This window comes from Eikenella sp. (assembly GCF_057315495.1).
This window is the reverse complement of sequence record NZ_DBHKXY010000024.1, coordinates 39,592-62,477: the sequence shown is the minus strand read 5'-3', so window position 1 is coordinate 62,477 and position 22,886 is coordinate 39,592. Positions and strand designations below refer to the sequence as shown.

Here is a 22,886-nt window from a genome sequence, read left to right as displayed (position 1 = left end):
ACGGAATCAATCCGTTTGCCGTTTTTTCTCACTCCGTTGCCACTGCGTTTTGATTAACGCCTCAGCTTCGCCGAAGCTCAAGCTTGGCTATGCCAAGGGTGAGCTTTCAGGTAGCCTTTAGGCCAGTTTGGTGGCCACGTCGCGCAGGGCGGTGCGCAGGCCTTCTTCGATTACGGGGTGGTAGAAGGGCATATCGAGCATCTGCGGCACGGTCATGTGCTGCTGGTGTGCCCAAGCGAGGAGGTGGGCGATGTGCTCCAGCGCGGGGCCGACACCTTCGGCGCCGAGGAAGCGGCCGGTTTCGCGGTCGGCATACACGCGCAGGCTGCCTTGGTTCACCAACATCACGCGGCTGCGGCCTTGGTTGCGGAAGGATACTTGGCCGGTCACGAGCTTGCTGCCGTATTCTTTTTCCAGCTGGGCAAAGCGCGCACCCACGCTGATGATCTGCGGGTTGGAGAACACCACGCCGATCATGCTGCGGCGCAGGCCGTCCCGTATATCGGGGTAGCGGCCGGCGTTTTCACCGGCGATTTTGCCTTGGTCGGAAGCTTCGTGCAGCAGGGGCAGCTGGTTGGAGGCGTCGCCGGCAATGAAAATGTGCGGGATGCTGGTTTGCATGGTGCGCGGGTTGGCCACGGGCACGCCGCGTGCGTCTTTCTCGATATTGAGGTTTTCCAGCCCGATGTTGTCCACATTGGGGCGGCGGCCGATGGCGGCGAGCAGGTAGTCGGCGGTGAATACGCCGCTTTCGCCGTCTTGCGTCCACGCTACTTCCACTTGGCCTTTGTCGTTGAGCCGGGTTTCGGTTTGGGCGTTGAGGTGCAGCGGGATTTCCTGGCCGAAGATGGCTGTGGCGTCTTCCTGCACCACGGGGTCGGAAATGCCGCCGATGAGGCCGCCCAGGCCGAACATTTCTACGCGCACGCCGAGGCGGCTCAAGGCTTGGCCGAGCTCGAGGCCGATCACGCCGGTGCCGAATACGGCCACGCTTTCGGGCAGGCTGTCCCATGAAAATACGTCATCGTTGATAACCAGGCGGTCGCCCAGCGCCTGCCATTGCGGCAGCACGATGGGGCGGGAGCCGGTGGCGATCACGATGCGTTCGGCGCGGATTTGGGTGTGGTCGTCGATTTGCACGGTGTGCTCGTCGATGAATTTGGCCTGCCCCATGATGCGGCGCTCGGCCGGCCAGGCTTCTACGTCTTCCAGCACGAAGCCGACGAAGCGGTCGCGCTCGGATTTAACGCGGTTCATCACTTCTTCGCCATTTACGCTGATGCTGGATTTGTCCAGATGCACGCCGAAGGGATCGGTGTGCAGGGCGTGGTGGCGGGCTTCCGCGGCGGCAATCAAGAGCTTGGAGGGCATGCAGCCGACGCGGGCGCAGGTGGTGGCGAACATGTGGCTTTCGATGATATAAACGTTTTCGGTGTGGAGGCGGGCATTGCGGAAGGCGCCCATGCCGGCGGTGCCGCCGCCGATAACAACGACGTCTGCGGTAAGGTGTTTCATGTCTGCTTTCCTTATGTGGGAAGACCTTTCAGGTAGCCTGTATGGCCGGCCGGGAGGCTACCTGAAAAATATCGGCTGCTGCGGTGTAACAGGCTACCTGAAAGGTCTTGGGAAAAGAGCCGCCCTATTGGGGCGGCTCGCAAAGCTATCTACTGTATTGGCAACTGGATAGCTGGGAAATTAGGCGTGTTTGGCCAAGTATGCGTCCAGGTCTTCGCTGCCGCCGATGTATTTGCCGCCGATGAACACTTGCGGGGCGGTTACTTTACCGGTGATGGCGCGTACGGAAACGATGCTGGCGTCTTTGCCCAACACGATTTCTTCGTAGGCCAGGCCTTTTTCCTGCAAAGCGGCTTTGGCTTTGGCGCAGAAGGGGCAGCCGGGTTTGGTGAAGATGGCGATGGATTCTTGCGGTTTCCAGTTCGGAGCCACGAATTTCAGCATGGTGTCGGCATCGGAAACTTCAAAGGGGTCGCCTTCTTTGATCGGCTCGATGAAGGCTTCCACGATTTTGCCGTCGTCTACCAGCATAGAGTAGCGCCAAGAGCGTTTGCCGAAACCGATGTCTTCATCGCTCACTTCCATGCCCATGCCGCGGGTGAATTCGCCGTTGCCGTCGGGAACCATGGTGATGTTGTGGGCTTCTTCGTCGGCAGCCCAGGCGTTCATTACGAAGGTGTCGTTTACGGATACGCACAGGATGTCGTCGATGCCGTTTTCTTTAAATGCAGGAGCCAGCTCGTTGTAGCGCGGCAGGTGGCTGGAAGAGCAGGTGGGGGTGAACGCGCCGGGCAGGGCGAATACCACTACTTTTTTGCCTTTGAACAATTCGTCGGTGGTGACGTCTTTCCAAGAATCGGCCACGCGGGTGTGGAAGGTTACTTTCGGAACTTGCTGGCCAACCAGTTGGTCACGGGATTTGATGTTGATAGACATATAGAGCTCCTTATATCAGGGTGTCAGAAATAATGCGGATGAATTTGCGAGATACGGTGTATCGATAAGGCGGCATTCTAGCCGCCGCCAGGCGATTTGTATAATTTATAGTTCAAATAATATGAATTATTTTTAGCTATAAATTCCGGTAACGCCGTATCGGTGCAAATATTCAGGAACAACAGTTATTCTTAATTAGGGCTGGCGGCAGAAATTCAATAGGCTGGGCAGAAATTTGTTGCTCAAGGCTGCCTGAAACTATTTTATCTAATAAAAATCAATAGATTAAAACGAAAATAGCCTTTTCTCTTGAAAAAAAAACGGCCAAACCCATTTACTGGGCAAGTTAAAGCGCCAGCAAGGCGCAGTCTGAATTCTACTAATTTCTAAGGAGCAATCCATTATGGCAAAAGTTATCGGTATCGATTTGGGTACCACCAATTCCTGCCTGGCCATTTCTGAAAACGGCCAGACTAAAGTAATCGAAAACGCCGAAGGCGCACGCACCACTCCCTCCGTTATCGCCTATTTGGACGGCGGCGAAATCCTCGTGGGCGCACCGGCCAAACGCCAGGCTGTTACCAACGCGAAAAACACCATCTACGCGGTAAAACGCCTGATCGGCCACAAATTTGAAGATAAAGAAGTGCAGAAAGACATCGACCTGATGCCTTTCAAAATTGTAAAAGCCAAAAACGGCGACGCTTGGGTGGAAGCGCAAGGCAAAGAGCTGTCTCCGCCGCAGATTTCCGCCGAAGTGCTGCGCAAAATGAAAGAAGCCGCTGAAGCCTATTTGGGCGAAAAAGTAACCGAAGCAGTGATTACCGTGCCTGCCTATTTCAACGACAGCCAACGCCAAGCCACTAAAGATGCAGGCCGCATCGCCGGTTTGGATGTGAAACGCATCATCAACGAACCGACCGCAGCCGCACTGGCTTTCGGCATGGACAAAGGCAGCAAAGGCGACCGCAAAATCGCCGTGTACGACTTAGGCGGCGGTACCTTCGATATTTCCATCATCGAAATTGCCGATTTGGACGGCGAAAAACAGTTTGAAGTACTCTCCACCAACGGCGACACCTTCCTCGGCGGTGAAGACTTCGACCAACGCTTGATCGACTACATCATTTCCGAGTTCAAAAAAGACCAGGGCATCGACCTGAAAACCGATGTGATGGCCTTGCAGCGCCTGAAAGAAGCCGCCGAAAAAGCCAAAATCGAACTTTCCAGCGGCCAGCAGACCGAAGTGAACCTGCCCTACATCACCATGGACGCCACCGGCCCCAAACACTTGGCCATGAAGATTACCCGCGCCAAGTTTGAAAGCCTGGTGGAAGACCTGATCGAGCGTTCCATCGAGCCTTGCCGCACCGCCATCAAAGATGCCGGCCTGAGCGTGAACGACATCGACGACGTGATTTTGGTGGGCGGCCAGAGCCGTATGCCCAAAGTTCAGGAAACCGTGAAAGAATTCTTCGGTAAAGAACCGCGCAAAGACGTGAACCCCGATGAAGCCGTGGCCTTGGGTGCCGCCATTCAGGGTGAAGTGTTGGGCGGCGGCCGCAGCGACGTGTTGCTGCTGGACGTTACCCCGTTGTCTTTGGGCATCGAAACCATGGGCGGTGTGATGACCAAGCTCATCAACAAAAACACCACCATCCCCACCAAGGCTTCGCAAGTGTTCTCCACCGCCGAAGACAACCAGAGTGCCGTAACCATCCACGTGTTGCAAGGCGAACGCGAACGCGCTTCCGCCAACAAGTCGCTTGGCCAATTCAACCTCGGCGATATTGCCCCCGCCCCGCGCGGCATGCCGCAGATTGAGGTAACATTCGATATCGACGCCAACGGCATCCTGCACGTGTCTGCCAAAGACAAAGGTACTGGCAAAGCCGCCAACATCACCATCCAAGGCTCTTCCGGCTTGAGTGAGGAAGAAATCGAACGCATGGTGAAAGACGCGGAAGCCAATGCCGAAGAGGATAAAAAACTGCACGAGCTGGTGCAGAGCCGCAACCAGGCCGAAGCCTTGATTCACTCCGTGAAGAAATCGCTGGCCGACTACGGCGACAAACTCGACGCAGCCGAGAAGGAAAAAATCGAGGCCGCCATCAAAGAGGCCGAAGAAGCCGTAAAAGGCGACGACAAAGCCGCCATCGATGCCAAAGCCGAAGAGCTGGGCAAAGCCAGCCAGAAACTGGGCGAAATGCTGTACGCCGATGCCCAGAAACAGGCTCAGGAAGCCCAAGCCGGCCAGTCTGCCGATAACGAGCAACCGAAAAAAGGCGACGATGTAGTGGATGCCGAGTTTGAAGAAGTGAAAGACGACAAATAAGCATCAGCTGCTTAGCGTGATGAAGGCTACCTGAAAATTTTCAGGTAGCCTTTGTTTATAGCTAAAACATCTCGTTCTTCATAATAGCGTGATGCTTGCTGATACTGTTTGCGTTTATCCGGTATCCCATCCTATTGCCTATCCTGCTTGCGTTAAGATTGGCTGCAGGCATAGAGAAGATAAAGCAGTTTTGTTACAATAGCCGCCAATTTTCTTAGCAAGTTCATTGTATCCGTAAGAAAAACAAACAGCCGGCGGGCAGCCGCCGTTTTTGTGTAATCCACATATAAACCTACTATAAAGGGACATCATGTCTGACAAACTGATTCTGGTATTAAACTGCGGCAGTTCCTCCGTTAAAGGCGCCGTATTGGATAGCACCAACGGCGAAGTTTTGCTGAGCTGCCTGGCCGAGAAGCTCAATTTGCCCGACGCGCGCATCATCTTCAAAGTAAATGGCGAAAAACACACCGTGAGCCTGGCCGAGAAGCCGAACCACACCGGCGCCGTGGAAGCCCTGATGGCCGAACTCAAAGAGCGCAAGCTCGACCAACGCATCGGCGCAGTCGGCCACCGCGTGGTGCATGGCGGCGAACGTTTCAAAGAATCCTGCCTGATTGATGATGAAGTGATCAAAGGCATTGAAGAGTGCATCATGCTCGCGCCGCTGCACAATCCTGCCCACCTGCTCGGCATCCGTGCCGCCATGAGCATTTTCAGCCACGTGCCGCACGCCGTGGTGTTCGACACCGCCTTCCACCAATCCATGCCCGAGCATGCCTACACCTACGCCGTGCCGCGCGAGCTCTACCGTAAATACGGCCTGCGCCGCTACGGTGCCCACGGCACCAGCTATCGCTTTGTGGCTGCCGAAGCCGCCCGCCTGCTCGGCCGCAGTGAAGAAGGCTTGCGCTTGGTGATTGCCCACCTCGGCAACGGCGCTTCCATTGCTGCTTCCAATAGCGGCAAGTGCCGTGATACCAGCATGGGCCTCACCCCGCTCGAAGGCTTGGTGATGGGCACCCGCAGCGGCGACATCGACGCTAACGTGTTCCCCTTCCTGCACAATAACGCCGGCCTGAATATCGAGCAAATCACTGACCTGCTGCACAAACAAAGCGGCCTGCTCGGCATTTCCGAGCTTTCCAACGACTGCCGCGAAATCGAAGAAGCCGCCGGCAAAGGCCATGAAGGCGCCAAGCTCGCGCTGGAAGTATTCGCCTACCGCCTGGCCAAATACGTTGCTTCCATGAGCGTGGCCGCAGGCGGCTTGGATGCGCTGGTGTTCACCGGCGGCATTGGCGAAAACTCCGACACCATCCGCAGCAAAACCATCGGCTACCTGGGCTTCCTCGGCCTTACCGTAGATGAAAAAGCCAACCTTGCCGCCCGCTTCGGCGAAGGCGGCATCATCAGCCAAGCCGGCAGCACACCGCTGGCCATGGTTATCCCCACCAACGAAGAGCTGATGATTGCTCAAGATACTGCCCACCTGGCCGGTATTGAATAAGCCAAGCGGCTGTTAAAGCAAAATAAAGGCTACCTGAAACTGTTTATCTTCAGTTTCAGGTAGCCTTTTGTTTGTCTGTTATTTGTATATCGGGTAAGCCTAGAGTGAGGCTACCTGAAAATTATTCCCCTGCTCAATGTGGTCGGACAGGGGAACAAGCGGCAAACCAGAGTTTGGTTTTCACTTCGTTGGGGCTGAAGTTTTCAGGTAGCCGTTTGCATTTGGAGTGATTACAGCGTTTCCACCGTGTGCTGGTCGTTGGTGTAGACGCAGATGCTGCCGGCGATTTCCAGCGCTTTTTTCACTACGGTTTCGGGCGGCAGCTCGGTGTTTTCCATCAGCGCGCGGGCGGCAGCCTGGGCGAATGAGCCGCCGCTGCCGATGGCGGCGATGCCGCCTTCCGGTTCGAGCACGTCGCCGTTGCCGGTAATGATGAGGGTGGTGTCTTTGTCGGCCACAATCAGCATGGCTTCAAGGCGGCGCAGGGCGCGGTCGGTGCGCCATTCTTTAGCCAGCTCGATAGCAGATACAGTGAGCCGGCCTTGGTGTTTCTGCAATTTGGCTTCAAAAAGCTCAATCAGGGTAAATGCATCGGCCGTGCCGCCGGCAAATCCGGCCAAAACGGTGTTGTTATACAGTTTGCGCACTTTGCGCGCAGTGGCTTTGATGATGGTGTTGCCCAGGCTGACTTGGCCATCGCCGCCAATGGCGACTTGGTTGCTCCGGCGTACGGAAACGATGGTGGTGCCGTCGAATTGCTGCATGGTGCTTCCTTTGTTGAAACAGTTGGGAATAGGCGGCAGATTAGGGCGGCCGCGCGAATTTCAATTTGTTTACCAGCTGGCAGAAGCTAGAGGCTACCTGAAACAGAGCTTGCTGTTTGCAGTTGGGTTGAAACTTATGCTTTAGCTGCGCAGAAATTCGCTGCGCTCATTTTCAGGTAGCCTCTGAGTAGTCCCGGCTAGCTGGCGATGTATCAAAAAGGAACCAAACTATATGCCTGTACCGCATGGAGGCGATTATCCTCGAAGGCTAGCTGAAAGCGTAAACTGCAGCGCAGCCCATTTCTCCCGTTTGCACCGCCCAACTGTTTATAAGATAATGGCGGCGTTTTATGCGGCTGGCACAGCCGCCCGATTTTCCCAACCAAATAACTGAAACCAAAAGGGATAACTATGTCCTTCCTTAAACTCACCGAACAAAACGTGCGCGGCAAAACCGTGCTGATCCGTGCCGACCTGAACGTGCCGATTAAAGACGGCAAAATCGGCGACGATACCCGCATCCGCGCCTCGCTCGCCTCCGTGCGCTACTGCCTGGAAAACGGTGCGGCCGTTATCCTGATGAGCCACCTCGGCCGTCCCACCGAGGGCGAATTCAAGCCCGAAGACGACCTCGCGCCCGTGGCCGCGCATCTGGGCAGCCTGCTCGGCCTCACTGTGCCCGTGAGCAGCGATTGGCGGCAAAACCCGCCGCGCCCGCAGCCTGGCGAAGTGGTGATGCTGCAAAACGTGCGCGTGAACAAAGGCGAGAAGAAAAACAATGCTGAGCTCGGTCAGGCCTACGCCGCGTTGTGTGATATTTACGTGAACGATGCCTTCGGCACCGCGCACCGCGCCGAAGCCTCGCTGGTGGCCGTGGCCGAAGCCGCACCCGCTGCCTGCGCCGGCATTTTGCTGGCTGCCGAATTGGACGCACTGGGCAAGGCACTGAAAAATCCAGCCCGCCCGCTGGTGGCGATTGTGGCCGGCAGCAAAGTGTCCACCAAGCTCACTATTCTCAACAGCCTGGCCGACAAAGTGGACCAGCTGATCGTGGGCGGCGGCATCGCCAACACCTTCCTGCTCGCCGCCGGGCAGCCCATCGGCAACTCGCTAGCCGAGGCCGATTTGGCTGCCGAAGCCCGTGCCGTGGCTGAAAAAATGGCAGCCAAAGGCGGCGCCGTGCCGCTGCCGCAAGACGTGGTATGCGCCAAAACCTTTGCCGCCGATGCCGCAGCCGAAACCAAAGCCGTGGCCGAGGTGGCCGCAGACGATATGATTCTTGACATCGGCCCGCAATCCGCCGCCTCGCTCGCCGCGCTGCTGCGCGAAGCCGGTACGATTGTGTGGAACGGCCCGGTGGGCGTGTTTGAGTTTGACCGTTTCGCCGAAGGTACGCGCGTGATGGCCGAAGCCATCGCCGAAAGCCGCGCCTTCTCCATCGCCGGCGGCGGCGACACCCTGGCCGCCATCGCCAAATTTGGCATCGCCGACAAAATCAGCTACATCTCCACCGGCGGTGGCGCGTTCTTGGAGTTCCTGGAAGGCAAACAACTGCCCGGCGTGGCCGTGCTGGAAAAACGTGCGGCGGGCTGATACGGCCGGTGTTGAATGAATAGAAAAAGGCTACCTGAAAGTTCCAGGTAGCCTTTGTGGTATCAGATTCCGTGTGGGTAACCAGTGCCACGTACCGAGCTGATTATGCCGCACTTATTTCCCTTAATCTGGCCAGATTCTGATTAATGGCATCACGAACAACGGACGGATTCAACACACCTGTCGCGCCCAGTGCCAGCACGTGCAAGTATTCTGTCAGCAAGTTAACGCGCCAGAAATATTCTTTTTCCACTCCGTCGTCAATATATCGGTCTAACTCTTCTTGTGCATTTTTCACCGATTCGCCATCCAGAATTTTTTGTATCCATTCCTGATGTTCGTCATCGTCATGCCATTTCGATTTCACGTCTTCACGCAGCATTCGGGTGATTTCTTGTTTGACGCTTTCGTCGTGGGTTAAGAAGAATTTCAAACAATAACAGGGTTCGATAAACGTCCACAAGTTGAAATTTCCGTTGAATTTCAGCTTGGTTAAAGCATCTAAGCAGATTTCCGTTTCTTGAATGCGGTTGGTGCAAAACAGGCTAAATAGCAGGTGGTAGGCCTTTCCCAAGTCGGCTTTGTTGGTTGGGCTGAATTTTTTACTCAACTCCGCTGCTTTTTTCATCTGGGCCGGGGATAAATTATCTGAAAGCAGTAAATCGGAAAACATCAGGTTCGCCTCTCCATCATTCAAAATTTCTTCAGCTTGATTTTCACTTAGGCAGCAAATATGCCTGCTTCATTTCCAGATAAGCTCAAAGGCTACCTGAAAACCATCATCTCTGTTTTTCAGGTAGCCTTTGTTCATTACAACTTCAACACCCATTTGCGGTAGGCGAATTCGCCGCCCATCAGGATGCCCATTAAGATGTAGGCGATGATGCCGGTGTAGAGTGCCCACCAGCGGTATTGTTCGAGCAGTACGAGCAGGGCGGCGAGGCTGCCGTTGAGGATGAAAAAGCCGCACCAGATTTGGGTAACGCGGCGGGTGTAGGCCACGCCTTCGGGCGGCAGGTCGGGGTGTTGCAGGCGGGCGAGGCGTTCGATGATGCTTTGTTTTTGCGTGAGGCTGAGGCCGAACAGCAGCAACAGCAGGCCGTTTACCCACACGGGATACCAATACATGCTGCCGGGCCGCTTTAACAGGAGGATGGCGGCGAAGAAGGCGGCCACGAGGAGGGAAACGCGCCGCTGGCCGGGATCACGCTGCATGGCGGCGCGGGCGAGCCAGAGCAGGAGCATGAAGCCGGCCAGCGGATAAAACCAGCCCTGCTCGCGGCCGTAATACCAGAGCAGGGGGTAGAGTACGCTCAAGATGCCGAGCAGGATTTTGGCGGCGGTTTTCACGCTTCGGGCTTGGCTTCTTGGTAGAGCTTGGATACGGCGGCCACGATGTCGTCGATGGTGCGGACGTTGCGGAAGTCGTCGGCTTGGAGTTTGTAGCCGGTTTGGCGTTTGATTTGGTCGAGCAGGTCGATGGCGTCGATGCTGTCGATTTCCAGGTCTTCGTAGAGGTTGGTGCTGCCGGTTACGTTGCTGGTGTCGATTTCAAACATGTTTTCCAGTATGTCGAACAGGAAGGCACGGATTTCGGTTTCGGTCATGGGTGTTCCTTATAATGATGGGTGGCGACCGGGCAGGAATGCCCGGCCTATGTTTCAGGTAGCCTGCTACCTTCGGCTTGGCGGAAGTCCGCTGCACTTGCTTTCAGGTAGCCTTTGGCAAACGGCTTGGGCTTAGGTGCGGTGTTTCTGCACAAAGGCGGCCAGTGTGGACACATTGGCGAAGCTGTCGCGCAGTTCTTGGTTTTCGCCGTCGAGCTGGAAGCCGAAGTGTTTTTGCACGGCCAGGCCGAGTTCGAGTGCGTCTACGGAGTCGAGGCCGAGACCGCTGTCGCCGAACAGGGCTTCTTCGTCGCCGATGTCGGCGGGCGTGAGGTCTTCCAGGCCGAGGCTGTCGATAATCAGTTGTTTGATTTCTTGTTTCAAATCAGTCATGTTTTTGGCTTCTTTCATTGAAGTATTGTTGCAGGTGGTCGTTAAGGCGGCGGGCGGCAATGGGCAGGGGGTGCTTGTTTAACCAATCCTGCGGGTTGATGTCGTCGCCCACAATAAAGCGGTAGGCCGGTTTTTGCAGCGGGATTTTGTACCACGGCTGGCCTTTTTTGAAGTTCGGCGGCTGCATTTGAATCACCACGGGGGTGATGACCTGCGCGCTTCTGAGGCCGATGGATACTGCGCCGCGATGAAATTTCACCACACCGTCCCAGCCGGTGCGCGTGCCTTCGGGGAATACCAGCAGGCATTGCTGCTGCAAAACTTGGTGCACGGCTTCCACAAAATCCAAATCTTCCTGATTGGGCAGGTAGCCGCAGGCGCGGATTTGCCCGGCCATGGCCGGGTTGCGCTGCAAATCGGCTTTCACGATGCAGTTGGCTTCGGGCACGCGGCCGAGCAGGAACACCACATCGAGCAGCGAGGGATGGTTGGCCAAAATCAGCTGGCCGGGGCGGCCGAGCCGCTCGAAGCCTTCAAATTCCGCGCGCAAAATGCCGGAGCGCATCAAATAATAGCTAAACCACAGCCAAGTGCGCGTAACCACGCGCCGCGCCTGCTTTTGCTGCGCCAAATCGGGCGAGCGGCGCAGCAACCAGGGCAGCAGCACGATTTGCAGCAGCACGCCGAACACGCCGAAAAACACGAAGCCCATCCCGGTGGCCAGCAATCGCCACAAGCGGTTTAAACGGGCGCTCAAGGGATAAGCCGCTGCCATTGCCAAGCCTTGTCTGCATAACGGTTTATCCACTGGCGGCTGCCTGAGTGCTGTTGCCGCAGCCATTCGAGCGCGCCCCAATAGCCGCAGTTTGCCGCTGCGGCATTAGGCGCGGCGGGGGAAAGTTCCCACTCTTCGCCGGCGGTGAGCAGCAGCGCGAGCGCGTGGGCGAAGGGCGCGCGTTCGGCCGGTGCGGCGGGGTATTGTGTCTGCAAGGGTTCGTCCACCACCACCGCCAACACGCGCTCCGCCCCATCGGCTAGCAGGCCGGCGGCTTCGAGCACGGCGCTTTCCAAACCGCTCTGCCGCACGGAAAGCGCGGTGTATTCGCTCATGTCGCCACGCAGCATCGACCACTGCCCGGCCAGGGCGTTGTGCACGGAAAGGCCGAAAGAAGTGGGGGAAACTTCGTTGTCGCGCAACAGCGTGGTCCACAAGCCGAAGCTGCGGTTGATTTCGCCGTCGTGCGAAGCAAGCACCAGCGGGCAGGGTTCGCTTTCCGCCAACAGCGGATGCGCCGCCGCAAACAGCAGCCGCGCCGAGAGGCCGAGCCGCCGCCGCTGCATGGCGGGCAGGAAATCCACCTTCGGCGGCGTGTCGGGCAAATCGGCGGCGTTCAAGCGGCCCGATGCCCACGCGGCCCAGTCTTCGCCTGTGTGCAGGCGGGTGGAGGCGGCGTGCCAGCTTTGGATGGAAAAGCGGAGGCGGAAATCGGCGGTCATGGTTTAACTTCGTTGAGGCTGCGTTTTAACTGCGCTGAAGCTTCGCTTTCAGGTAGCCTTTTTAAAAACAGGCGGCCTGTTAAGAGCGCTTAAGGTGGCGCATTATAACAAGAATGCAGCACTCGGGCATCTGGCCGGCGGGAGGCAAAATGTGGGCGGCGGTTCTGCGAAAAGAAAAGTTTCAGGTAGCCTTCATTCTTAAAGTTTTTGTATTGGCAGCCCGAGAATTTGAGGCTACCTGAAAGAGCCTAAATAAAACGATAAAGCAGCTGCGTTTCCACCGTCTGCCACTTACCGAAGCCGTGCCATATCCATTCTGCTGCCACTTCCTGCGGCCACACCACGCCGCACAGCCAAGCTCCGTCCAACAGGAACACCGCTCCCTGCCAAAACCGGCCGGCCGCGTAGAGCCGCCAGCCGTCCCCGTTTGGCCGCAATCCGGTTTGCGGCATCTCCGCCAGCCCTTGCCCCGTGGCCTTGAGCAAGGCTTCTTTCAGCGTCCACAACGCATAATAATCGGCCAATTCGGCATGCTGTTGCAGCCAGCTCGCTTCATCGGCATGCAGCACCCAATACGGCCAGGCATCGAAACGACGCGGGCGTAGCTGCTCCAAATCCACGCCAACGGGAAAATCGGCAGACGGCACCGCCAGCACGGCATGGCCGCCGCTGTGGCTGAAGCTGCCCGAATAATTCGGGCTACCTGAAAACCCGTCTACCGCCGCCTGCTGCTTGAGAAAACGGCTCACCTGCCAGCCGGTTTGCGCCGCACGGGCAGGGTGGCGCGAGAGGCGGGCGCGATCGGCCGCATCCAGCAGCCTGGCGCGGTAGTGCGCGGCGCAGTCGGGCGCAGCCAAATAGAGGTGGAGGGGGTGTGGCGGAGGCAGGCGGGTAGGCATAGGCAAGTTTTTTTAATATACTTTAAACTCTGTGAAATCGCGGCTGCTTAGCCGTGAATTTTCGGTTTTCCAACCCAGCTTAAAAAGGGAGCAAATATGAAATCTCGCCAAATCATGCTGGCGGCTGCGATTGTAGCCGCTTTCGGCCTCGCCGGCTGCCAAAACAACCGTGCGCCGGACAACTCAGGCAATCAAGGCAGCCGCACCGAAGCCCGCCGCGATGGCGGCCGCAACAGCGCCCATGCCACCAGCCAAACCACCGGCCGCGTGTGCCGCCTGCTGCGCGACGACGACCCCAACCGCGGCGGCCGCAAAGTAGTGTATCGCTGCTCCGGCCGTGCCGTGATGGCTTCCGACGAAGCCAAGCGACTGCTCAACCCCAGCGTGCCGGTGAGCTTCGGCGGCAGCGGCCGCGTGATTCAGGCCAATTTGTCCACCCGTCAGGCAGCCAATGCTTCCAACCAATCCGACGAAGCCGCCTGCGAACGCGCCTTTATCAACGCCGCCCATAAATTCCAGGAAACCGCTCAAGCCCGTGGCGGCAGCCGCGTGAGCAACTTCCACAGCTACTACAACCGCCAAGTGCTGCGCGGCGGCCAGTACGACTGCGAAGTGGGCACCTTCCATGCCCGCGTGGTGATGCGCGGCGACATCGCCCGCTAAGCCGGTTGCGGCATAAAGGCTACCTGAAAACGGTTGATGCGGTTTTCAGGTAGCCTTTAAGTTTTCTGCGCAGCCTAAACACAAATGGCCGGGCATCAGGCCCGACCATTTGCTGTTTATTTTTCAGGTAGCCTCTGCTCAAACCTCAAGGCTACCTGAAAGCGAGGTTTCAACGCAGTTAAACCCTATTACTCCTTCTCTGCCGGTTTGCCCAGCTCATACCAATCAATCTCCCGCGTGTAATACATCACCGTAAACAGCGCGGCAAACAGCAGGCAGGAGCCGGCCAAGAGGTTGTATTGCTGCATTTTCACCAGCACAAACATCGTGCCGTAGGCCGCCATGAGCAGCGCCGTCATCATATACACCCCGCGCGTGGTGGCCAGCACGAAATGCAGATACCAAAACAGCAAGCTGATACAGGCAAATGCGCCGACGGCATAGGCGGCAGTAAAACCGATGTGTTCCGCCAGCGAGAGCAGCAACAGATAAAATATCGATAAAGCCGCGCCCACCAGCAAATACTGCATCGGGTGGATACGCCACTCCTGCAACACCTCGCTCAAAAAGAACGAGGCAAACACCAGCACCACCAACACCATGCCGTATTTCACGCTGCGGATAATCATGCGGTAGTCTTCTATACTCAACAACTCGCTGGATTGGTAATACCCTCGCTGTTCCGCCAAGCCGTAAATCGAAAACAGCACCACGGCAAACACGATACACAGCCCAAGCACACTCCATATTTTCTGGTTCATTTTTTACTCCGTCAAAGAATTGAATGCGGCCAAGGCACAAGCCTGCCAACGGCGCACAGTATGCCCGGCCCACATCAATTTTTTGTGGAACAATGATGAAGATTTTATGAAGATTGCCGCGCCTAAGCGTGTGTAACCCAGCGCGTTTGCGTAGAATGAGCGGTAGCTTCACTTCCGCTGCGGCTTCGGCTCGCCGCCTTGTATCCAAAGCTTGTTAATTCCCTATCCCATGAACCCGCATATCCTCATCATCGAAGACGAACGCGAAATCGCCGAACTGGTCGAACTCTCCCTCGCCCGCGCCCATTTCACCGCACGCATCGCCCCCACCGCAGAGCAGGCACGGCAACTGCTCGCGCGCGAACACTTCGACCTGCTCCTGCTCGATGTCGGCCTGCCCGACACCGACGGCTTCGAGCTGCTCAAAACCCTGCGCCCGCAACATCCCCAGCCCGTCATCATGCTCACCGCCCAAGACGAAGAAACCGACCGCATCCTCGGCCTCGAACTCGGTGCAGACGACTACATCGGCAAACCCTTCAGCCCGCGCGAACTCGTCGCCCGCGTAAAAGCCGTGCTGCGGCGCACACAAACCCAGCCCGCCTCCAAAGCCGAATCCGCACCGGCATGGCACGATGACGCGCCCGCCTGCTGCATCCGCCACCAAGGGCGCGAACTGCCGCTCACGCAGGGTGAATACCGCCTGCTGCGCACCCTGCTGCACCGCCCCGGCCGCGTGTTCAGCCGCGAAGAACTGCTCACCGCCATGTTCGGCGGCAACCGCCCCTCCGACCCGCACACCATCAACACCCACATCCGCGCCCTGCGCCACAAACTGCGCGAAGCCGGCATCGCCGACGAACCCATCCGCACCCATCACGGGCTGGGGTATAGTTTTAACGAAACCTGAAGCACGGTTTTCAGACGGCCTCCCCACTCCCAAAAAGGCCGTCTGAAAAACCATGAATCTTTCGCGCAGAAACTTACTCAAACTGGCCGCAGCAATATTGGCGGTTTCCGCCTGCGACAAGCCAGACAATAGCCGCCATTCTTTCAACAATCCGAACAAGGAGACTTCCATGCAGTCTAAATTCATCAAACATCAAGGTGCGATGCTGCACTATCAAACAGGCGGCACGGAAACCGCCCCAGTTATCGTGCTGCTGCACGGCGGCTTCGGTTCGATTGCCGACTTTGCCCCGCTGTTGCCGCGTTTGCAGCAACACTACCGCGTGATTGCCATAGATACGCGCGGACACGGACGCTCCTCGCTCGGCACCGTCGCGCTGACCTACGCCCAAGCCGCCGAAGATGCGCGCCAAATCCTGCGGCATGAAGGCGTGGAAAAATACAGCCTGTTCGGGTTCAGCGATGGCGGCACAACCGCCTACCGCTTGGGTGCAGAAGACAAAAATGTTGAGAAAATCATCACCGTGGGCGCGGAATGGCACAAAAAGCACTTGGACGGCGTGCGACCCATGTTTGAAACGATCAATCTCGATTTCGTCAAAGAAAACCTGCCCGAACAGCTGGCCGCCTATCAGGCAGCCAACCCCGAGCCTGACGCGGCAAAATGGGCTATGGCATTGAAAGCCATGTGGCTGGACGAGGGCGCGAGCGGTTATCCCAACGAAGACATCCGCCAAATCCAAGCCCTGGTGCTGGCGATACGTGGTGAAGCCGATTTTCTGCTGGCTTTCGACGATTGGGCGGAATTGAAAACTGAACTGCCCGAAGTTCATTTGATGAATGTGCCGTTTGCTGCGCACGAAGCCATTAAAGAACAGCCTGAAATCGTTTGGGTGGCGGTGCAGGCATTTGGGCAAAAGTAGGGCAGGCACTCCCGCCTGCGTGCTTTCACCCCATTGAGGATAACTGAAAACTAGGCAAGCTCGCGCGAGGGAATTTGCAGCCCGCCCGCCGACTGCTTTCAGGCCGTCTGAAAGCAGTATTTGGAAATTCAAACCGATGAAGATAAATCCTGAAAACGGCAGCGTCAGCCTGCCGGACGGCAACCTTATCAGCGCGCGCACCACGCTTGATGACTGGATTGCATGCTTCCCAAAATCCAGCCCGAATCATCTGCAAGCGGGAATAACATTTTTCGGTTTGTCATTTACCAAACATTCCGAACAATACACCCTTACCGCCCGGTTCGAGCAGCAACGGCTGGAGCGCTTATCCATATTCTTCTGCCCGATAGGCGAGGACAATAGCTGGGCAGCATGGTCGGAGGAGCGCGAATTGCAACGCAGAAAACAATTTGATCGATGGCTGGATAAACAGCTGGGCGATGCCCCTTGCGCTATTGAAACATCGGCAGCAGGCAAATGCCGCCGATTTGCATGGGGCAATGCGGGCGCGTATTACCACAAACAAGACGGCAGTACGGGGATAGTCATCAGTTATCGCTAACCGCCTTTTCAGACGGCCTCCAAGTGCGAAAACCAGCCCGACTTAATCACACACACTTTGTCAGGCTACCTGAAAGCAAAACCGCAACGAAATTAAAACACCGACCGGCTTAATATCAGGCCGCGCAACCCTATCCATTCAGCCAATCCCATGCTCAAATATTTCAAACACCTCAGCATCCGCCTATTCTTCGTCCTGCTCGGCATCCTCCTCCTGTTCACCGCTTGGTCGCTGGTCTATGCCAAGCAGCACGTCTTATCCCTGCTCACTGCCAGCCTGTTCGTGCTCGGCGCGCTTGCCTGGTGGCTTGCCCGCAGCATCAGCCGTATCCGCCGTTATGCCGAAGCTATGGCCGCCAACCGCCCAGCCGCACAACCCCAATTCGGCGACAGCTACCTCTACCGCCTCGTCCACGCCGTCGCCCACCTGCGCGACGAACTCGACCACCGCCAACACATTGAAAATTATGTATTAGGCCTCACCCACGAACTCAAAACCCCGCTCACCGCCCAGCAAGCTGCCCTCGAACTGCTGCAAGACAGCTCCCTCAGTCCCGACCAGCAACGGCTGCTCGACCGCATCCACCGCAACACCCAAAAACAAAAGCAACTCATCGCCCGCCTGCTCGAACTCGCCCGTCTGGAAAACCGCGACAGCCTGAACGACATCCAAACCGTCGATTTGTCCAGCCTGGCCGCCCAAGCCGCCCAAGAAAGCCGCGCTGCCCTGCAAACCAAACAACTGCACATCGCCCTCAATTGCGCGCCCCACGCCGTTCAAGGCGATCCACTGCTGCTTCGCCAAGCCATCGACAACCTGCTATACAACGCCATCGACTTTGCCGAAACCGGCAGCGAAATCCGCCTCAGCCTTACCCGCAGCCGAAACCGCACCGAACTGGCGGTTTACAACCAAGGCAGCCCCGTTCCTGATTACGCGCTAGCCAAAATCCCCCAACGCTTCTATTCGCTCCCCCGCGCCGACGGCAGCCGCAGCAGCGGGCTGGGTTTGAGCTTCACCACCGAAATCATGCGCTTGCACCACGGCCGCCTGATGCTCGCCAACCGCGAAAACGGTGTAGAGGCGAGGCTGGTGTTTCCCGATGTGAAAGAGGCTACCTGAAAATTTCAGGTAGCCTACCAACATTGCGTTATCCCATTCCGCCGCCTATTGCCGGAAACAGCCCATCTGTCTTGCACCCGTGTATAATCACGCCTCCCACAAAACCAATCTTTCCAACCCATTACGGCGGAAGCAAAGATTTCCTCATATCGGGCGGCGAGCCGCAGACAGTACACACGTTACGGCAAGGCGAGCCAACGCTGTACTGGTTTTTGTTAATTCACTATAGGAGCAGACACATCATGACCTTAGCCTACTGGTGCATCTTCTTCGCCATTTTCCTGCCCATTTTCTGCGCCGCCTATGCCAAATACCGCGCCGGCTTCTCTCCGGCCGACAACCATAACCCGCGCGCCTTCCTGGCCCATGCCCAAGGCAAGGCCGCGCGCGCCGATGCGGCACAGCAAAACAGCTACGAAATCTTCCCGCCGTTTGCCGCCGCCGTGATTATCGCCCATGTTACCGGCAACGCTGCCCAGTTCACCATCAACTTCTGGGCGCTGCTCTTCGTGGCCAGCCGTATCGCCTTTATCTATTGCTACATCAACGATAAAGCCACGCTGCGTTCGGCCATGTTCGGCGTGAACCTGCTGTGCATCGTGGCTTTGTTTATTGCCGCCATTTGATTTTCAGGTAGCCTTATGGAACGCCCCGTTAAGGTTTTATTCGTTTGCCTGGGCAACATCTGCCGCTCGCCGATGGCCGAATATCTCTGCCGCAGCATGGCTGCCGCCCGCGGCCTGCCGGTGCACACCGCCAGCGCGGGCACATCCGGCTGGCACGATGGCGAAGGCATGCACTGCGGCAGCCTGGAAATCCTTTCCGACGAAGGCATCGACAGCAGCGGCTTTGTGAGCCGCCGCGTGCGCACGCAGGATTTGGCCGATTTCGACTACCTGCTGGCCATGGACGACAACAACCTGGCCGAGCTGGAACAACGCTTCGGCCGCCACCCCGGCAAAATCTTCAAGATAACCGACCTGCTGCCCGATAGCGGCTACAGCCACGTTCCCGACCCGTGGTACACCGGCAATTTCAACGAAACCCGCCGCATCCTCACCGCCTGCTGCTCTGCGCTGCTGGATAAGATTGAAAAAGATTTGGCCTGCCGGCTATAGTCCGATAAATGCTAAAAGGCTACCTGAAAAACTTTCAGGTAGCCTTTTCCCGTTCTTCCAGCCGACGGTAGGCAGCTTCCACTTCTTTTGCTGATAAGGGTGCGCCGCAACGGATACATTTCGTGATAAACGGCGATACGCCGCGCGAGGTGGAAATTTCGCGGCCGGTAAGGGTATACACCCGGCCGTTGAGGCCTTGGGTTTTATGGCAGTGGGGGCAGCTGCCGAAAAGCAGGGTAAGTCCAATGCCCAGAGGAAAAATCGTAAATACATAGCAAAATCCGAAAATGATGAAGCCTTCGGACATCTGCGCTCCAGTTAGCTTCTCATAAATCATCACCATGAGCAGGGGCAGGAATCCGGTAAGAAAACAGAATTTTGGAAATAGTAACTTCCGCTGTATCCGCCGCGCCGTTTCCAAATCGCGCTCTTTGTTGGCGGGGTCTGGCTGGTAGGGTTTGCCAGTGGGGTTGGGGCGGAAGCGGTGGGTTTTGGGATATTGTTTTTGTTCGGTCATGAAGGTATGTGTTGTTGGTGGCTGTTTTGGTAAGGCTACCTGAAAATTGTATTGCGCATTTTCAGGTAGCCTTTCACTGCCGTATTCAAGCCCTACCACTCAAACGGCAGCCCGAGTTCTTCGGCCAAGCGGCGCATTTCGTCCAGCGTTTTGGGCAGGATGGGGATGCCGCTTTGTTTGCGTTCGCGGCAGCATTCGGCTTCTTTTTCGCCGTGGATGTAAATCCGCTCTTGGCCGGCGGCTTTTGCCGATTCGCGCAGCTCTTGCAGATAGGCGCTGAAATGGCTGCGGATGGCCTGGGCATCGCCGAAGATTTCCGGGTTGAAGGCGGCGAAATAGTGGCAGATGCCGGCATGGCCGTTTTTCATGGTGTAGTTGGAAGTGGTGCCTTGCGACAGGCAGGCGGAGAAAAATTCCACCAGTACGGCATAGCCGTAGCCTTTGTGGCTGCCAAACAGCTCGCTGCTGCCGCCCAGAGGATACATGCCGCCGCCCAATCCTTGGCGCACGCATTCCACGATAATCTGCGGGTCGGTTTCGTCCACGCCCTGGCTGTTAATCGCCCAGCCCAGCGGGGCGGTTAAGCCTTTTTTGAGATATACCTCGGGCTTGCCGAAGGCAACCACAGAGGTGGCGGCATCGAGGCTGAAATCGGTTGGACTGGCGGGGATGGCCACGGCGATGGGGTTGGTGCCCATCATCGGGGTGCGGCCGTAGGTGGGCACCACGATAGGGAAGGAGTTGGTCATGGAGATGCCCACCAGGTCTTGGCTGGCAGCCATGCTGCTGTAGTAGGCGGCGATGCCGTAGTGGTTGGAATTGCGCACCGACACCATGCCGATGCCGCTTTGTTTGGCCTTGTCGATGGCAATTTGCATGGCATAGCGCGACACGAGCTGCCCCATGGCGGCGTGGCCGTCTACCACGGCCGACATGGGCGTTTCAAACACGGTTTCCGGTTTGGCGCCGATGCGCACGAAGCCGCCGTTGATGTGCTGGCGGTACATTTCCAACCGCTGCGAGCCGTGTGTGTCTACGCCGCAGAGGTCGGCAGCCATCAGCACATCGGTAATCTGCGCCGCTTCTTCCGGCACGAAGCCGTATGCCTTGAAGGCGGCTTCGGTAAACGCGCGTAGGGCTGCGGCATCAATTTTTTTAATCGTTTGCATTGCTTATCCTCCTCCGCTTCTGCGGCAACAAAAAACCGGATCCGGCCTGATGTGTTTTGCCCGTCCGCGGCTGCGGCGGCAGGCTGATTATTCATTGTTATATTGTCATTTTTATCCTAAATAGTAGAGCGTGCAAGCCCTATGGAAATAGCGGCGCTGAGAAGCCGCCTGCGCGGTATGTTAACTGCGTTGAAGCTTCGTTTTCAGGTAGCCTTTAATCTGTAAACAAGCCCGGTTTGGTAATACGCATCCTTGAAAGAGTTGGAAAAAAAGAATATGCTGCGCCCACAGCATCAATCGAATGCTGTTTATGTTATTGGGAGTGGGCCGCCAGCCCCGCACAATTTTAGGAGAACCAACGAAATGGCTAAAAATCTGAACGTTTTCGACCGCGAATACGGTCTGCTCATCAACGGCGAGTGGACAAAGCCCGGCAACCTGCTGGAATCACACAACCCCGCCAACGGCGAGCTCTTGGCTAAATTTACCGATGCCACCGACGCCGACGTAGATGCCGCTGTGGCCGCTGCACAGGCTGCATTTAAAACCTGGCGCAAAACCACCGCCGCCGAGCGTGCCGCCCTTCTGAATAAAATTGCCGATGTGATTGATGAAAATGCCGAACTTTTCGCCCTGCAGGAAACGCTCGACAACGGCAAACCCATCCGCGAAACCCGCGCTGCCGACATTCCGTTGGCCTCCGACCACTTCCGCTATTTCGCCAGCGTGATTCGCGGCGAAGAAGGCAGCGCCAACCAACTGGACGAAGAAGATCTCTCCCTCGTATTGCGCGAGCCCATCGGCGTGGTTGGCCAAATCATTCCGTGGAACTTCCCCTTCCTCATGGCCGCTTGGAAAATTGCTCCTGCGCTGGCCGCTGGCTGCACCATCGTTATCCACCCCTCTTCCAGCACTTCTCTGAGCCTGCTCTCCTTTGCCAAAAAAGTGAACCACCTGCTGCCCAAAGGCGTGCTCAACGTGATTACCGGTAAAGGCAGCAAATCCGGCGAATACATGCTGCACCACAAAGGCTTCAACAAGCTTGCCTTCACCGGCTCTACCGAAGTGGGTCGCCGCGTGGGCATCGCTGCTGCCGAGCTGCTGATTCCTTCCACTCTGGAATTGGGCGGCAAGTCTGCCAATATCTTCTTCGACGACATGCCTTTCGACAAAGCCTTGGAAGGCGCGCAAAAAGGTATTTTGTTCAACCAAGGCCAAGTATGCTGTGCCGGTTCGCGCATTTTCGTGCAGGAAGGCATCTACGACAAATTCGTAGCCGCACTGTCTGAAGAGTTTAAGAAAGTGAAAGTCGGCCTGCCTTGGGAAGACGACACCCAGATGGGTGCACAAGTCAATGCCGGCCAGCTCAACACCATCTTGAAGTATGTGCAAATCGGCGAACAAGAAGGCTGCCGCATCATTACCGGCGGTAAAAAAGTGGAAGGCGCATTGGGCAAAGGCGAATTTGTTGAGCCCACCCTGATTGCTGCCGACAGCAACAACAGCCGCATCGCCCAAGAAGAAATCTTCGGCCCGGTGGCTACCGTGATTAAATTCAAAACCGAAGAAGAAGTTATCCAGCTGGCCAACGACAGCGAATACGGCCTCGGCGGCGGCGTGTGGACGCGCGACATCAACCGCGCCCTGCGCGTATCCCGCGCCCTGGAAACCGGCCGCGTGTGGGTGAACTGCTACAACCGCCTGCCTGCCGGTGCCCCCTTCGGCGGCTACAAAACTTCCGGCATCGGCCGCGAAACCCACAAAATGATGCTCGAAGCCTACACCCAGGTGAAAAACATCTACATCAGCACTCGCGAAGAACGCGAAGGCATGTATTGATTGCTGTGCCTGATTGCAAGGCGAAAGCTGCCGGTATGCCCGGCAGCTTTTTTTGTGTGATCGATGGGCGTTGCCATGTCGATAGGCTATCTGCATGTTTGGTAATTTTCAGGTAGCCTTTGCTCATTACCCCCTTGTTTAAAGGCTACCTGAAACGCCATAAATCGAGTATTTATAGCGAATGTAGCTAGTTAGACGCAAGGCGGTAAGCCGTAGGCAGACTGCAGCCGCCA

25 protein-coding genes are annotated in these 22,886 nt (G+C 56.8%); 12 read left to right on the top strand and 13 right to left on the bottom strand.

Going from position 1 to position 22,886, the window contains the following annotated elements:
- Window positions 1-117: 117 nt before the first annotated feature.
- On the bottom strand, window positions 118-1,515 hold the full coding sequence (locus tag ACO6EE_RS03805; protein WP_485959339.1) for a dihydrolipoyl dehydrogenase: 1,398 nt from the start codon (window positions 1,513-1,515) through the stop codon (window positions 118-120).
- Between ACO6EE_RS03805 and ACO6EE_RS03800 the strand changes: the two genes are divergently transcribed.
- The gene (locus ACO6EE_RS03800) at window positions 1,514-1,687 is read left to right on the top strand and encodes a hypothetical protein (protein WP_485959338.1); all 174 of its coding nucleotides are present in this window, start codon (window positions 1,514-1,516) and stop codon (window positions 1,685-1,687) included. The two genes, ACO6EE_RS03805 and ACO6EE_RS03800, sit on opposite strands and share 2 nt — an antisense overlap.
- A gap of 8 nt (window positions 1,688-1,695) precedes the next feature.
- Here ACO6EE_RS03800 and ACO6EE_RS03795 read toward each other — a convergent pair whose 3' ends face one another.
- Window positions 1,696-2,451 (bottom strand): glutathione peroxidase, encoded by a 756-nt coding sequence (locus tag ACO6EE_RS03795; RefSeq protein WP_485959336.1) that lies wholly within the window; start codon window positions 2,449-2,451, stop codon window positions 1,696-1,698.
- Between the two features lie 403 nt (window positions 2,452-2,854).
- Between ACO6EE_RS03795 and dnaK the strand changes: the two genes are divergently transcribed.
- Both dnaK and ACO6EE_RS03785 read left to right on the top strand, forming a co-directional pair.
- Window positions 2,855-4,786, top strand: a complete 1,932-nt coding sequence (dnaK, locus tag ACO6EE_RS03790) for a molecular chaperone DnaK (RefSeq protein ID WP_485959335.1) — start codon at window positions 2,855-2,857, stop codon at window positions 4,784-4,786.
- 310 nt (window positions 4,787-5,096) lie between these two features.
- The gene (locus ACO6EE_RS03785) at window positions 5,097-6,296 is read left to right on the top strand and encodes an acetate kinase (protein WP_485959334.1); all 1,200 of its coding nucleotides are present in this window, start codon (window positions 5,097-5,099) and stop codon (window positions 6,294-6,296) included.
- A 230-nt stretch (window positions 6,297-6,526) separates the two neighbouring features.
- On the opposite strand, the gene hslV is transcribed toward ACO6EE_RS03785, so the two are convergent.
- Window positions 6,527-7,060 (bottom strand): ATP-dependent protease subunit HslV, encoded by a 534-nt coding sequence (hslV, locus tag ACO6EE_RS03780; protein WP_485959332.1) that lies wholly within the window; start codon window positions 7,058-7,060, stop codon window positions 6,527-6,529.
- A gap of 411 nt (window positions 7,061-7,471) precedes the next feature.
- Here hslV and ACO6EE_RS03775 point away from each other — a divergent pair, with 411 nt between their 5' ends.
- On the top strand, window positions 7,472-8,653 hold the full coding sequence (locus ACO6EE_RS03775) for a phosphoglycerate kinase (RefSeq protein WP_485959331.1): 1,182 nt from the start codon (window positions 7,472-7,474) through the stop codon (window positions 8,651-8,653).
- Window positions 8,654-8,756: 103 nt separating this feature from the next.
- Here ACO6EE_RS03775 and ACO6EE_RS03770 read toward each other — a convergent pair whose 3' ends face one another.
- The 7 genes from ACO6EE_RS03770 to ACO6EE_RS03740 all read right to left on the bottom strand — a co-directional run bounded on the left by ACO6EE_RS03770 (window position 8,757) and on the right by ACO6EE_RS03740 (window position 13,049).
- The gene (locus ACO6EE_RS03770; RefSeq protein ID WP_485959329.1) at window positions 8,757-9,326 is read right to left on the bottom strand and encodes a DUF6707 family protein; all 570 of its coding nucleotides are present in this window, start codon (window positions 9,324-9,326) and stop codon (window positions 8,757-8,759) included.
- Window positions 9,327-9,463: 137 nt separating this feature from the next.
- Window positions 9,464-10,003 carry a COG4648 family protein gene (locus ACO6EE_RS03765; protein WP_485959328.1) on the bottom strand — a complete coding sequence of 180 codons (540 nt, stop codon included), beginning with the start codon at window positions 10,001-10,003 and terminating at the stop codon, window positions 9,464-9,466.
- The gene (locus ACO6EE_RS03760; RefSeq protein ID WP_064083727.1) at window positions 10,000-10,260 is read right to left on the bottom strand and encodes an acyl carrier protein; all 261 of its coding nucleotides are present in this window, start codon (window positions 10,258-10,260) and stop codon (window positions 10,000-10,002) included. The genes ACO6EE_RS03765 and ACO6EE_RS03760 overlap by 4 nt, the downstream gene beginning before the upstream one ends.
- Window positions 10,261-10,392: 132 nt before the next feature.
- Window positions 10,393-10,653: a phosphopantetheine-binding protein gene (locus tag ACO6EE_RS03755; protein WP_485959326.1), complete on the bottom strand. Its 261-nt coding sequence runs from the start codon at window positions 10,651-10,653 to the stop codon at window positions 10,393-10,395.
- Window positions 10,646-11,428: a lysophospholipid acyltransferase family protein gene (locus tag ACO6EE_RS03750; RefSeq protein ID WP_485959325.1), complete on the bottom strand. Its 783-nt coding sequence runs from the start codon at window positions 11,426-11,428 to the stop codon at window positions 10,646-10,648. The genes ACO6EE_RS03755 and ACO6EE_RS03750 overlap by 8 nt, the downstream gene beginning before the upstream one ends.
- Window positions 11,407-12,150, bottom strand: a complete 744-nt coding sequence (locus ACO6EE_RS03745; RefSeq protein WP_485959323.1) for a beta-ketoacyl synthase chain length factor — start codon at window positions 12,148-12,150, stop codon at window positions 11,407-11,409. The genes ACO6EE_RS03750 and ACO6EE_RS03745 overlap by 22 nt, the downstream gene beginning before the upstream one ends.
- A 248-nt stretch (window positions 12,151-12,398) precedes the next feature.
- Complete coding sequence (locus tag ACO6EE_RS03740) at window positions 12,399-13,049, bottom strand: 4'-phosphopantetheinyl transferase family protein (RefSeq protein ID WP_485959322.1); 651 nt, start codon at window positions 13,047-13,049, stop codon at window positions 12,399-12,401.
- A 96-nt stretch (window positions 13,050-13,145) separates the two neighbouring features.
- On the opposite strand from ACO6EE_RS03740, the gene ACO6EE_RS03735 reads away from it, so the two are divergent.
- Window positions 13,146-13,712, top strand: a complete 567-nt coding sequence (locus ACO6EE_RS03735; protein WP_485959321.1) for a hypothetical protein — start codon at window positions 13,146-13,148, stop codon at window positions 13,710-13,712.
- A gap of 188 nt (window positions 13,713-13,900) precedes the next feature.
- On the opposite strand, the gene ACO6EE_RS03730 is transcribed toward ACO6EE_RS03735, so the two are convergent.
- Window positions 13,901-14,473, bottom strand: a complete 573-nt coding sequence (locus ACO6EE_RS03730; RefSeq protein ID WP_485959320.1) for an inner membrane CreD family protein — start codon at window positions 14,471-14,473, stop codon at window positions 13,901-13,903.
- Between the two features lie 229 nt (window positions 14,474-14,702).
- Here ACO6EE_RS03730 and ACO6EE_RS03725 point away from each other — a divergent pair, with 229 nt between their 5' ends.
- From ACO6EE_RS03725 to ACO6EE_RS03700, 6 genes are all read left to right on the top strand, one after another.
- Window positions 14,703-15,383 (top strand): response regulator, encoded by a 681-nt coding sequence (locus ACO6EE_RS03725; protein WP_485959319.1) that lies wholly within the window; start codon window positions 14,703-14,705, stop codon window positions 15,381-15,383.
- Between the two features lie 169 nt (window positions 15,384-15,552).
- Window positions 15,553-16,305 (top strand): alpha/beta fold hydrolase, encoded by a 753-nt coding sequence (locus tag ACO6EE_RS03720; RefSeq protein WP_485959318.1) that lies wholly within the window; start codon window positions 15,553-15,555, stop codon window positions 16,303-16,305.
- Between the two features lie 136 nt (window positions 16,306-16,441).
- Window positions 16,442-16,888, top strand: a complete 447-nt coding sequence (locus ACO6EE_RS03715; RefSeq protein WP_485959316.1) for a hypothetical protein — start codon at window positions 16,442-16,444, stop codon at window positions 16,886-16,888.
- Between the two features lie 150 nt (window positions 16,889-17,038).
- The gene (locus ACO6EE_RS03710) at window positions 17,039-18,010 is read left to right on the top strand and encodes a histidine kinase dimerization/phospho-acceptor domain-containing protein (protein WP_485959314.1); all 972 of its coding nucleotides are present in this window, start codon (window positions 17,039-17,041) and stop codon (window positions 18,008-18,010) included.
- A gap of 242 nt (window positions 18,011-18,252) precedes the next feature.
- Window positions 18,253-18,636, top strand: a complete 384-nt coding sequence (locus ACO6EE_RS03705; RefSeq protein ID WP_067439896.1) for an MAPEG family protein — start codon at window positions 18,253-18,255, stop codon at window positions 18,634-18,636.
- Between the two features lie 15 nt (window positions 18,637-18,651).
- Entirely contained in the window at window positions 18,652-19,128 is a 477-nt protein-coding gene (locus ACO6EE_RS03700; RefSeq protein ID WP_485959312.1) for a low molecular weight protein-tyrosine-phosphatase, read from the top strand.
- A gap of 34 nt (window positions 19,129-19,162) precedes the next feature.
- Here ACO6EE_RS03700 and ACO6EE_RS03695 read toward each other — a convergent pair whose 3' ends face one another.
- Together ACO6EE_RS03695 and ACO6EE_RS03690 are read right to left on the bottom strand one after the other, a co-directional pair.
- Window positions 19,163-19,645 carry a hypothetical protein gene (locus tag ACO6EE_RS03695; RefSeq protein WP_485959310.1) on the bottom strand — a complete coding sequence of 161 codons (483 nt, stop codon included), beginning with the start codon at window positions 19,643-19,645 and terminating at the stop codon, window positions 19,163-19,165.
- A 92-nt stretch (window positions 19,646-19,737) separates the two neighbouring features.
- On the bottom strand, window positions 19,738-20,814 hold the full coding sequence (locus ACO6EE_RS03690; protein WP_485959308.1) for an Ldh family oxidoreductase: 1,077 nt from the start codon (window positions 20,812-20,814) through the stop codon (window positions 19,738-19,740).
- Between the two features lie 363 nt (window positions 20,815-21,177).
- Between ACO6EE_RS03690 and ACO6EE_RS03685 the strand changes: the two genes are divergently transcribed.
- Entirely contained in the window at window positions 21,178-22,653 is a 1,476-nt protein-coding gene (locus ACO6EE_RS03685) for an aldehyde dehydrogenase family protein (protein WP_485959307.1), read from the top strand.
- Window positions 22,654-22,886: the final 233 nt, after the last annotated feature.

Coding starts and splice junctions, on each gene's coding strand:
- ACO6EE_RS03800 (WP_485959338.1), top strand. CDS start 1,514: ATGTCTGCTTTCCTTATGTGGGAAGACCTTTCAGGTAGCCTGTATGGC.
- ACO6EE_RS03805 (WP_485959339.1), bottom strand. CDS start 1,515: ATGAAACACCTTACCGCAGACGTCGTTGTTATCGGCGGCGGCACCGCC.
- ACO6EE_RS03795 (WP_485959336.1), bottom strand. CDS start 2,451: ATGTCTATCAACATCAAATCCCGTGACCAACTGGTTGGCCAGCAAGTT.
- dnaK (WP_485959335.1), top strand. CDS start 2,855: ATGGCAAAAGTTATCGGTATCGATTTGGGTACCACCAATTCCTGCCTG.
- ACO6EE_RS03785 (WP_485959334.1), top strand. CDS start 5,097: ATGTCTGACAAACTGATTCTGGTATTAAACTGCGGCAGTTCCTCCGTT.
- hslV (WP_485959332.1), bottom strand. CDS start 7,060: ATGCAGCAATTCGACGGCACCACCATCGTTTCCGTACGCCGGAGCAAC.
- ACO6EE_RS03775 (WP_485959331.1), top strand. CDS start 7,472: ATGTCCTTCCTTAAACTCACCGAACAAAACGTGCGCGGCAAAACCGTG.
- ACO6EE_RS03770 (WP_485959329.1), bottom strand. CDS start 9,326: ATGTTTTCCGATTTACTGCTTTCAGATAATTTATCCCCGGCCCAGATG.
- ACO6EE_RS03760 (WP_064083727.1), bottom strand. CDS start 10,260: ATGACCGAAACCGAAATCCGTGCCTTCCTGTTCGACATACTGGAAAAC.
- ACO6EE_RS03755 (WP_485959326.1), bottom strand. CDS start 10,653: ATGACTGATTTGAAACAAGAAATCAAACAACTGATTATCGACAGCCTC.
- ACO6EE_RS03750 (WP_485959325.1), bottom strand. CDS start 11,428: ATGGCAGCGGCTTATCCCTTGAGCGCCCGTTTAAACCGCTTGTGGCGA.
- ACO6EE_RS03745 (WP_485959323.1), bottom strand. CDS start 12,150: ATGACCGCCGATTTCCGCCTCCGCTTTTCCATCCAAAGCTGGCACGCC.
- ACO6EE_RS03740 (WP_485959322.1), bottom strand. CDS start 13,049: ATGCCTACCCGCCTGCCTCCGCCACACCCCCTCCACCTCTATTTGGCT.
- ACO6EE_RS03735 (WP_485959321.1), top strand. CDS start 13,146: ATGAAATCTCGCCAAATCATGCTGGCGGCTGCGATTGTAGCCGCTTTC.
- ACO6EE_RS03730 (WP_485959320.1), bottom strand. CDS start 14,473: ATGAACCAGAAAATATGGAGTGTGCTTGGGCTGTGTATCGTGTTTGCC.
- ACO6EE_RS03725 (WP_485959319.1), top strand. CDS start 14,703: ATGAACCCGCATATCCTCATCATCGAAGACGAACGCGAAATCGCCGAA.
- ACO6EE_RS03720 (WP_485959318.1), top strand. CDS start 15,553: ATGCAGTCTAAATTCATCAAACATCAAGGTGCGATGCTGCACTATCAA.
- ACO6EE_RS03715 (WP_485959316.1), top strand. CDS start 16,442: ATGAAGATAAATCCTGAAAACGGCAGCGTCAGCCTGCCGGACGGCAAC.
- ACO6EE_RS03710 (WP_485959314.1), top strand. CDS start 17,039: ATGCTCAAATATTTCAAACACCTCAGCATCCGCCTATTCTTCGTCCTG.
- ACO6EE_RS03705 (WP_067439896.1), top strand. CDS start 18,253: ATGACCTTAGCCTACTGGTGCATCTTCTTCGCCATTTTCCTGCCCATT.
- ACO6EE_RS03700 (WP_485959312.1), top strand. CDS start 18,652: ATGGAACGCCCCGTTAAGGTTTTATTCGTTTGCCTGGGCAACATCTGC.
- ACO6EE_RS03695 (WP_485959310.1), bottom strand. CDS start 19,645: ATGACCGAACAAAAACAATATCCCAAAACCCACCGCTTCCGCCCCAAC.
- ACO6EE_RS03690 (WP_485959308.1), bottom strand. CDS start 20,814: ATGCAAACGATTAAAAAAATTGATGCCGCAGCCCTACGCGCGTTTACC.
- ACO6EE_RS03685 (WP_485959307.1), top strand. CDS start 21,178: ATGGCTAAAAATCTGAACGTTTTCGACCGCGAATACGGTCTGCTCATC.